Consider the following 7,525-nt stretch of genomic DNA (forward strand, 5'->3'; position numbering starts at 1 on the left):
GAGCGCCTTATGCTAAATACACTTTTCACCCTCATCCGTGATGCAGGACGGTTCGCCCTGTATTCCTTTGTCCTCGGCCCGGCCCTGTTGATGTATGTCTTTGTGATGTTCGCGGCCTCTGACGGTTCACTTTCCCGGCAGTTCCTGACGACTTTTCATGGCCTGACTGACGGTGTGCCTGCCGGCAAGGTGATGGGGTGCGTTAATGAGCCTGAGATGGCAATACGCCCCTCACTACCGAAACCCGGAGAGAAGTTAAAGCCTGTACCTCCTTTAGAGAAAGCGCCGCCTGAAGTGTTATGTGAGCGTGGCCCCGTGGACAGCGATTCATGGGTTCGCTCAACGGATTCCGTGTTGTGGAACCTCTGGATTCTGGCGGCGATATTTGGCAGTTGTCTGTGGTTTTTTCCCCGTAACCTGTCCCGTGTCGCCCAAAAGCGTATTTCACCAGACAAACATTCGGCTTTGGTACTACAAGAAAAGGAAAAACACGAATGAACACATCCCTTCTCGCAGGACTGATTTTCTGGGGAACGATGGCGCGCGTACTGAGCGAGCTGATGACCCTGTCTCCTGAGCATACCCAACAGGGCTTGCTCTGGTTATGTAACGGGATGTGGGTGGGGGCGGCCGGAATGCTGATTGCCGCCGGATATCGCTGGTTCCGGTATGACAGAACGCAGGGCAGCAAGGAGGTCGACCATGAACATTAAATCCGGACTCACCGCCCTGCTGATTGCCATACCGCTGCTGGCGCTGGCCGGGGCGAGGGAGGAGTTAATGGCGCTTGAAGCGACAAAAATGGCCCCGTCCGCTGACGCCGCAGCCATCACCGCTTCCACCATTCCGGTTCCCGCGCCGGTCAACCTGATGTCGCTGCCGGACGGGCGCAAGGCCAATATGAAGGATTATGCCGTGGTGCTCTTTATGCAGGCCCACTGCCAGTACAGCGCGAAGTTCGACCCGCTGCTGAAAGGCTGGGCTGACCAGCACGATATCAGGGTGTACCCGTACACCCTGGACGGGGGCGGGGACGGGTCTTTCCCGACGCCGATGATCCCCCGCAAGACGGACCCGAACTCGCCGATAGCGGATGAAATCGTCACGTTCTTTGGCAACGGTCTGCCCATCGCCACGCCGACCGCCTTTGTGGTCAACGTCAACACCCTGAAGGCGTACCCGCTGACGCAGGGCGTGATGGAAATTCCCACGCTGGAAAGCCGTATGGCCAGCCTGATTCAGGCTGACCTGGATAACGTCGACCCGAAAACGCTGCCGCCGATGCCGGCAAGTACGCAGGTCACCCCTCAGTAAGACTACCGGACTTCAACATGACTACAACATCGTATGCATTATCGCGTGCCGAGCGCGTGTGGCTGCTGTTCAGCATGACGTTGCTGGCATCCGCCGCGTTTTACGGGACGCTGGCCCATAGCGTGGTCAGCGCACTGTCCCGCCCGGATATGACCCTATACCTTCAGGACGTGCCGGTGCTGCTGCTCATTTCGCTGAGTGTCGGCTTCTTTTTTACGGCCACCGGGCTGTACGTCTGCCGACAGACCCTGTCCCGAAAACCCCGTGAGGAGATCGCATGAAATTCGCCAGACTGAAAACCTGTGTCCGCAATAGCTTCATTAAACAGATGAAGAGCTCTGAGGGGGGCAAAGAGTCCCGGCAGTGGGCGAATTTATTCGCGCTGAAACTGCTGTACAGCCTGGTTTTCTTTATCTTCGTTGAAAGGGTTTATGCGTGGTGGGCTGACAACACGCTGGCTGCCATGCCGGAGCCGTTTGTTCGTTCTGAACAGTTTACCCTCTCGCTGCTCATCCATTATCCGCAGTATCTCCTGTGGGCGATCATGAGTGGTCTGTTTGCAGTACTGATACTGCACTGCATTCTGTGCTGTGTGGGCAAACTTGAGGAATACCTGTACCGCCGGATGACCCGAAAAGACAACGTCACGGAGCCTGAGAGAGCGGAGGTGCCCCATGATTAAGGCACTGATAACGGCAGGCATTGTCTTTCTGGCCGGGCTGGTTGCACTGCCGGCGCAGGCGGACGTTAACGGCGACCTGAACGGGTTCTTCGGCAGTCTGGGCTACAGCGGCAACGTGTCTCAGGCACAGGCCTGGCAGGGACAGGCAGCCGGGTACTTTTCCGGGGGGTCGGTTTATCTGCGAAACCCCGTCAAAAACGTCCAGCTCATCTCCATGCAGTTGCCCTCCCTGAACGCCGGCTGCGGCGGTATCGATGCCTATCTGGGGTCGTTCAGTATGATCAGCGGGGAAGAAATTCAGCGATTTGTAAAACAAATCATGAGTAACGCCGCCGGTTATGCCTTTGACCTGGCGCTTCAGACGATGGTGCCCGAGCTTAAGCAGGCAAAAGACTTCCTGCAAAAACTGGCCAACGATGTGAACAGCATGAACATGAGTTCGTGTCAGGCGGCGCAGGGCATTATCGGCGGGCTGTGGCCGGTCACGCAGGTATCGCAACAGAAAATCTGTCAGGACATTTCGGGCGAAACCAATATGTTTGCCGACTGGGCGGCATCCCGTCAGGGCTGCACCGTAGGCGGACAGAGTGACAAGGTGACCAGCAAGGCTGGGGACGATGAAAAAGACCAGGTACTGAAAAACAAGAACCTGATCTGGGACACGCTGAGTAAAAACGGCCTGCTGGGCAACGACCGTGCGCTGAAGGAGCTGGTGATGAGTACGGTTGGCTCAATCATCTTCAACAAGGACGGAGACGTCACCATTCTGACGCCACTGGTTGATAACCGTGATCTGATTAAAGTGCTGATGCGCGGCGGGACGGCAAAGGTCTACGGCTGCGATGAAGCCACACTCTGTCTTACGCCGGTTGTCGTGAACCTGACCATCAGCGAATCCAATGCGCTGGTCACGCTGGTCAAAAACCTGATGCTGTCGATGCAGAACAAACTGGTCGATGACAATGCGCTGTCCGATCAGGAAAAAGGGTTTGTGAACACCACGTCGGTGCCTGTCCTGAAATACCTGACCAACGCCCAGAGCATGGGACAGAGCGCGACCTATCTGTTGCAGGTGGCTGACTTCATCGCGCAGGACCTGATGATCCAGTACCTCCAGGAGCTGGTTAAACAGGCGAGCCTGTCGCTTGCCGGCAAAAACTTCCCGGAGGAAGCCGCTGCGAAACTGCGCGACAACGTCATACACGCCCAGGGGCTGCTGGCTGACATGAAACTCCAGTCGGCCGCTGACCAGAATGCGCTGGATGGCATTGACCGCAACATGCAGTACCTGCAACAGCAGGTATCGACCATTGTTTCCGGCTCTTATCAGAGCAACTATCGCTGGGGTGGCTAATGCTAGAAATTTACACTATTTATGGCGGGGGGATGTGGAAAACGGCGCTGGACGCCATTGTCACCCTGCTGGGGATGAACACGTTCAGTACACTGTTACGTATTGCCGGCACCTTTGGGGTGCTGGCCGCCCTGTTTTCCTTCATCAAACAGCGTAACCCGATGGTCATGGTGCACTGGCTGGCCATCTTCATGATCCTGACCTCTGTCCTGCTGGTTCCCAAGCGTTCTGTGCAGATTATCGACCTGTCAGATCCGGCTGCGGTCTGGAAAACCGACAACGTGCCAGTGGGGCTGGCGGCGATTGCGTCACTGACCACCAGTATCGGATACAAAATGGCGTCGGTATACGACATGCTGATGTCCAGACCGGACTCGGTCACCTACAGCAAAAGCGGGATGCTGTTTGGTTCACAGATTGTGGCGGAAACCAGTGATTTTACCACGCAGAACCCGGAGCTGGCGCAGATGCTGCCGGATTACGTGGAAAACTGCGTGATTGGTGACATTCTGCTGAATCACAAGTACACCGTGAACCAGCTGCTGAACTCCACCGACCCGCTGGGGCTTATCACCAGTAACCCGAGTCCGCTGCGCGGGATATTCAAAACCACGGATGCCACCCGTCAGTTTCTGACCTGCCAGCAGGCGGCCTCGCAGATTAACTCTCTGGCCAATGCAGAAGGAAATCCGGCCAGTGCCACCTTCACCATGCTGACCAATAAAATTTTCGGCAACAAGGTGAACGGAGCGACCCTTCTGGCGAATGCGATGGGCGAAAGCTACGGGTACTTTTATGCCGGCGGGCTGAGTGCTTCGCAAATCATGAAGAACAACATCACCAACAGCGCGGTGCGGCAGGGCGTGAAAGGGTTTGCTGCGCGGTCTTCTGACACCGCGAACCTACTCAATCTGGCAACCGAGAACGCGGCAATGAAACAACGGCTCAGCTGGGCCGCCGGTAATGAGCTGGCGACCCGCACACTGCCGTTTGCGCAGTCGCTTCTGATGCTGATCCTGGTGTGTCTGTTCCCGCTGATGATCGCGCTGGCAGCGTCCAACCACAGTCTTTTTGGCCTGAACACGCTGAAGCTGTATATCTGCGGCTTTATCTACTTCCAGATGTGGCCCATCATGTTTGCCATTCTGAACTTTGCCGCTAACTTCTGGTTGCAGACCAAAACCGGCAGCACCGCGCTGGTGCTGGCCAATACCAATGTGGTGGCATTGCAGCACTCTGATGTGGCGAACCTGGCCGGGTATCTGTCGCTGTCCATCCCTCTGCTTTCGTTCTACCTGACGAAAGGGGCGGCGGCGATGGGATCTCAGGTGGCGGGCAGTGTGCTCAGTTCGGCTGCATTCACCTCCGCAGGGGTGTCGGCAACGACGGCAGACGGCAACTGGTCGTTTAATAACATGTCGATGGATAACGTCAGCCAGAACAAGATGGACACGAACCTGATGCAACGTCAGGGCCAGCAGACCTGGCAGTCGGATAATGGTTCGACACAGACCCAGACTGCCGGTGGCCATACGGTTATCGATGGTTCCGGGGCGATGTCAAACCTGCCGGTGAACATGAAACTCAGCCAGCTGGCGAGCAGCGGATTCCAGGAGTCGGCGCGGCAGTCGCAGGTACAGGCCCAGACAGCACTCGACGGTTACAACCACAGCGTTACCAGCGGGTGGTCACAGCTTTCGCAGGTGTCTAGCCAGACGGGAACCAGCGACAGCCTCAGCAAAGGCAGCGAAAACAGCCAGGCCACGAATGCTTCTCGCGGGGCCAGCATGATGATGTCCGCAGCGGAGAGCTATGCGAAAGCGAACAACGTCTCCACGCAGGAAGCCTATAACCAGTTGATGACAAAATCGCAGGAAGGCAGCGTTAATGCAGGTGTCAGCGGTAAGTTTAATACTGGTGACCAGGCATTTGGCAAGATTGGAAAATGGGCTACAGGTGTTAGTTTTGAAGCTCATGGCGGGGCAGAAGTTAAGGGAGCAAGTGGGAGTTCTCATGGCACACAGGAGACGCATTCCAGTAATCAGGATATGCGACATGACCAGAACAGCCAGGCGGTTAATGATTTCCGTCAGGGTATGGATATGGTTACCAGTAGTCGTGTGACAGATGGTGCGAGCCATACAGAAAATGCGGCAAGCAGCAATGTTCAGCAACTGGCCGCCACACTTAATGACGCACAAAGCCAGTACCATCAGTACACCACCAGTTCTACCCAGAGCAATGAGTTCAGCCGGATGGCCACGATGGCGGAGAACCAGAGTGCCAGCCTTGATACGAACTACACTCAGGAATTTGTCGACTGGGCAGCTAATAAATACGGTGACAAGGCTCAGTCCATGCTGACCAGTGCACCGACGGCGCGTGAAGCGGCGATGGAGTTCGTTAACGAACGACTGAAACCTGAAATTACCGGTGATTATCAGCAGGGCCGTTCAGATCTTGCCAGTGGAGCAGAACATGCGGCATTTAGTGGTGAGCATGTTGTGCAGCCTGACACTCAGCCGCAGCAACGAAGCGACACGCCGAGAGATGGAGGAGTCAGGTACAGCGCAGTGACTACAGAGTCATACGGTGCAGATACGGCCAGCCGCTCTGATTCAGGCAGTCATCAGGGCACCGGCGGAATGACGGATGTTGCCGGCGGATCAGAGGGGGGCCGGAAGACAGGATATTCAACGGAGGGCTCTGGAACTGAATACAGAACTGAACAGTCATCAGCATCAGAAGGGCGCAACCTGTATGCATCTGATAAACAGAATCGTGTCGATAATACCGGTTCTGGCTCATACGGCGACTCTGCTCAGGGAGAAATTCATTCGGGAGTTACACGTCATCAGGAATCAACAGCAGCTCCACATGATGGTGTGAATACCTATACCAAGTCTGCTAATGGTGGCCAGAACGGAAAAGCCGGTTATGAGGCAGAGAGTTCAGGTTCTGTTGAGCGCACCCATCAGGCAGATTCTCATTCCGCGAATATTCGGGAACAAGAATCCGATACTATCCGGACGCATGGGGTGAAAAGCGATAATACTGTCGGTGCAGCAGAAAGCGGTCGAACCTCCGGTAATACAATGCAGGATGCCTTTAAGGGAAATCAGGTAAAACTGCACGAACAGTCGGGACGAAGTTTTGAGCCGCAAAATGATATACAGCGCCGGGTTGCGGAACAAAGATCTGAAAATGAGCATAAAATCAACGAATCTGCTGGGGAAATTGGTAAAAAACAATCCACTGTTCAGACATCCAGTGATATCCTTAAAGGAGAAAGTGAAAATATAAAGTCTCAATTTTTAGAAGGTAAAAAGGTGGAGGATTTGAGGCAGAAAGATGTGCCTTTCTTTCACGGGGCTGAAATTGAGAAACATAAGCAAAATCTTGAAGAATTGAGGAAAAGAGTGGGGTGAACATGTTGACATTCAATGATGTTAATCGTGATGTTAAGGCAATATTAGACGGTGTATCAGATACTAATCGTCCAGTACCCTCTACAATGAGGGCTGCTAAAATAGCGTCTGTTGTGCCTCTGTTAGGTATTATGCTGTCTACTTTAACTTTTGGGGTTGCAGGCGCTCATTCTAACCATGTTGATTTTAGTGTTAACCTCTTAATTGGCTATCTTCTTTCAGGTGATGCAATACCAGTATATATGTCTGTGTTTGTCGGTTTGATTCAAGGACTGATGCTCTTGCCATACGTTACCCTTTACCATTCTATTCCGCAGGACGTTAGAGACAACACACCGTTAATAGGCATTTTTAAAAAGGCACTGTTTAAAGGATTTGTATTTTACGCACTTGCATTAACATTGACGTGTGTAATGTCCTTTAAGAATGAAATTTATCTGTTTTCAACACCAATTGTGATGGCTATAGCAATCTTTGCAACATCCATAACCATTAATCTTCAAGTGACTAAATATGGTGTTGGTGCCTTTATAAATAAACTAATGAAAGTCATAAATTAGACATCCGCCGTTAAATTGATAAACACCGTGTTCAGCCTTCTGAGCACGGTGTTCTAATTCAGAAATCTAAATCTCTCACCAATTCTGCCGATAACAAACCTGTTAGCTGTATCTCGCTAACGGGGATGTATTTCTATGCACAGGACGAAATCATGAAATTAAAACAATTAGCAGTCGTTGGCTTAGT

8 protein-coding genes are annotated in these 7,525 nt (G+C 53.2%); all 8 read left to right on the top strand.

All coding sequences use genetic code 11. From position 1 onward, the window contains the following. Positions 1–9: 9 nt before the first annotated feature. From ACS603_RS21050 to ACS603_RS21085, 8 genes are read left to right on the top strand one after another with little or no spacing between them, the layout of a single operon-like run. Positions 10–498 carry a hypothetical protein gene (locus tag ACS603_RS21050; RefSeq protein WP_474944879.1) on the top strand — a complete coding sequence of 163 codons (489 nt, stop codon included), beginning with the start codon at positions 10–12 and terminating at the stop codon, positions 496–498. Further along, positions 495–713: a hypothetical protein gene (locus ACS603_RS21055; RefSeq protein ID WP_474944880.1), complete on the top strand. Its 219-nt coding sequence runs from the start codon at positions 495–497 to the stop codon at positions 711–713. Before ACS603_RS21050 ends, ACS603_RS21055 begins: the two co-directional genes overlap by 4 nt. Further along, positions 703–1,314 carry an F-type conjugal transfer protein TrbB gene (trbB, locus tag ACS603_RS21060; RefSeq protein ID WP_474944881.1) on the top strand — a complete coding sequence of 204 codons (612 nt, stop codon included), beginning with the start codon at positions 703–705 and terminating at the stop codon, positions 1,312–1,314. The genes ACS603_RS21055 and trbB overlap by 11 nt, the downstream gene beginning before the upstream one ends. A 17-nt stretch (positions 1,315–1,331) precedes the next feature. After that, a complete protein-coding gene (locus ACS603_RS21065; protein ID WP_474944882.1) occupies positions 1,332–1,595 on the top strand; it encodes a hypothetical protein in 264 nt (87 codons plus the stop codon). Further along, entirely contained in the window at positions 1,592–1,996 is a 405-nt protein-coding gene (locus ACS603_RS21070) for a hypothetical protein (RefSeq protein ID WP_474944883.1), read from the top strand. The genes ACS603_RS21065 and ACS603_RS21070 overlap by 4 nt, the downstream gene beginning before the upstream one ends. Continuing rightward, positions 1,989–3,350, top strand: coding sequence for a conjugal transfer pilus assembly protein TraH (traH, locus tag ACS603_RS21075; protein WP_474944884.1), 1,362 nt, complete (start codon positions 1,989–1,991; stop codon positions 3,348–3,350). Before ACS603_RS21070 ends, traH begins: the two co-directional genes overlap by 8 nt. Continuing rightward, on the top strand, positions 3,350–6,778 hold the full coding sequence (gene traG / locus ACS603_RS21080) for a conjugal transfer mating-pair stabilization protein TraG (protein ID WP_474944885.1): 3,429 nt from the start codon (positions 3,350–3,352) through the stop codon (positions 6,776–6,778). Before traH ends, traG begins: the two co-directional genes overlap by 1 nt. A 2-nt stretch (positions 6,779–6,780) precedes the next feature. Next, on the top strand, positions 6,781–7,338 hold the full coding sequence (locus ACS603_RS21085; protein ID WP_474944886.1) for a hypothetical protein: 558 nt from the start codon (positions 6,781–6,783) through the stop codon (positions 7,336–7,338). The last annotated feature ends 187 nt before the right edge of the window (positions 7,339–7,525 follow it).

It is taken from the genome of Enterobacter sp. Li2LvB3 (genome assembly GCF_056156645.1).

Bases quoted from the DNA above. Each gene is read 5' to 3' on its own strand.
- ACS603_RS21050 (WP_474944879.1), top strand. From the start codon at position 10: ATGCTAAATACACTTTTCACCCTCATCCGTGATGCAGGACGGTTCGCC.
- ACS603_RS21055 (WP_474944880.1), top strand. From the start codon at position 495: ATGAACACATCCCTTCTCGCAGGACTGATTTTCTGGGGAACGATGGCG.
- trbB (WP_474944881.1), top strand. From the start codon at position 703: ATGAACATTAAATCCGGACTCACCGCCCTGCTGATTGCCATACCGCTG.
- ACS603_RS21065 (WP_474944882.1), top strand. From the start codon at position 1,332: ATGACTACAACATCGTATGCATTATCGCGTGCCGAGCGCGTGTGGCTG.
- ACS603_RS21070 (WP_474944883.1), top strand. From the start codon at position 1,592: ATGAAATTCGCCAGACTGAAAACCTGTGTCCGCAATAGCTTCATTAAA.
- traH (WP_474944884.1), top strand. From the start codon at position 1,989: ATGATTAAGGCACTGATAACGGCAGGCATTGTCTTTCTGGCCGGGCTG.
- traG (WP_474944885.1), top strand. From the start codon at position 3,350: ATGCTAGAAATTTACACTATTTATGGCGGGGGGATGTGGAAAACGGCG.
- ACS603_RS21085 (WP_474944886.1), top strand. From the start codon at position 6,781: ATGTTGACATTCAATGATGTTAATCGTGATGTTAAGGCAATATTAGAC.